This window comes from Vibrio sp. Vb1337, from assembly GCF_033338715.1.
In the GTDB taxonomy this organism is placed as follows: Bacteria; Pseudomonadota; Gammaproteobacteria; order Enterobacterales; family Vibrionaceae; genus Vibrio; species Vibrio alginolyticus.
On the sequence record NZ_JAWOTD010000082.1, the window covers coordinates 1 to 1,557 of the forward strand.

The 1,557-nt window shown below is 43.9% G+C and carries 1 protein-coding gene; it reads right to left on the minus strand.

The features are described from left to right. Nucleotides 1-264 precede the first annotated feature (264 nt). Nucleotides 265-1,539: a dicarboxylate/amino acid:cation symporter gene (locus tag R7E42_RS23980; RefSeq protein ID WP_017448814.1), complete on the minus strand. Its 1,275-nt coding sequence runs from the start codon at nucleotides 1,537-1,539 to the stop codon at nucleotides 265-267. Nucleotides 1,540-1,557 lie beyond the last annotated feature (18 nt).

Sequence of the window (1,557 nt, forward strand, 5' to 3'; positions counted from 1 at the left end):
ACAAACAAAAATAATCAATGTTTGCTTCTCTATGCCACATAGATAAGGGCGGCAAAATGCTTTTCAAGGGCAGAATTGAAAAAAAGCGTATTTTTTATGAATTAATTGATTTCTTTCCCGCTTGTTGGGAATGCATCACATTCCAGAGACAACTTCCAAAGTAAACATGATGAAAAGCGGTTATTTTTCTGTGACATAAAAAAACAAGAAAGCGAGCTCATTCCGCTCGCTTTCTATATATAGATTCAACTCTATTGTTCAAGACTAGGCATTAGCTTGTGCAGGCTGCGCCTCTACTTCTTCTTGATTGCCGATCTCACCTTCTGTTTTGGCGACAATAGTGTTCACTGCGGTATCCCCTACCACGTTCGAAGAGGTACAGAACATATCGTTGATACGGTCAACCGCTGCAATGATAGCTAAACCTTCTGGTGGAAGACCCAATTGGTGAAGAAGCACACCAACCATCACTACACCACCACCTGGTACGCCACCAGCACCAATAGAAAGAAGAAGAATCGTCAGACCGAGTGTAAACACATCAGCGGTGTTAATTGGCTGGCCAAACGCGTTAGCAACGAAAATTGTTGCAAGCGCGATGTAAATAGATACACCTGACATGTTCATCGTCGCGCCTAGCGGTACACCAAAACCCGCAACTGATTTAGAAACTTGCAGTTTCTCTGTCAGAGTACGCATGGTTACAGGGATGGTTGCATTTGAACTTGCCGTAGATAGGGAAAATAGGATTTGTTCACGAGTTGCGCGGAGAAACGCCTTTGGAGAAGTTCCAGTCGTAATGCCAACTGCCATTGGATAGAAGATGAAAATCCAGAACACAAGCATAGCCACGACAAGCGCAACGTAACCTGCAACAGACATCAGTGTATTCGCATTTAAGGTTGCACCTAGTTGAATCATCAGAGCAAACACACCGTAAGGTGCTAGACTCATGACCAAACCAACCAGCTTCATCATGATCTCATTGGCCATCTTAAACGTGCGGATAGCAGGGCCACCACGAGAATCCAGAGCTTGAATGGCTAGACCTGTCAAAATAGCCATAAAGATAATTTGTAGCATGTCGCCGTTAGCAAAAGCTTGTACTGGATTGCTTGGTACAATGTTTACCACGAGCGAGAAAATATCTGGTGTTTCAGTTGTCGTCAGCTTGACGGTTTCAGAAACCGTACCCGCTAAGTTTGCACCAGCACCCGGTTGGAAAATTAAACCTACGGTCAGCGCTGCTGCGATCGCAATGATGGTATTGAGAATGTAGAGAGTAAAAGTTTTCCCACCAAGACGACCAAAAGCACTAATGTCTTTCAAATCGACAATGCCGCACACGATTGAAACATACACAAGAGGCACAACCAAAAGCTTGATCAGCGAGACAAACATGCCGCCAACCCCTTCTGCCGTTCCAAGTAGGTAAGTATCAAAAATCGCAATACCACTAAATAAGTACTGAATAGCTGTGCCCAGCACAAGGCCGGCAAACAAGCCTATAAAAATCTTACTAGAAAGCGATTTATCCATTATAAATCTCCGATATGT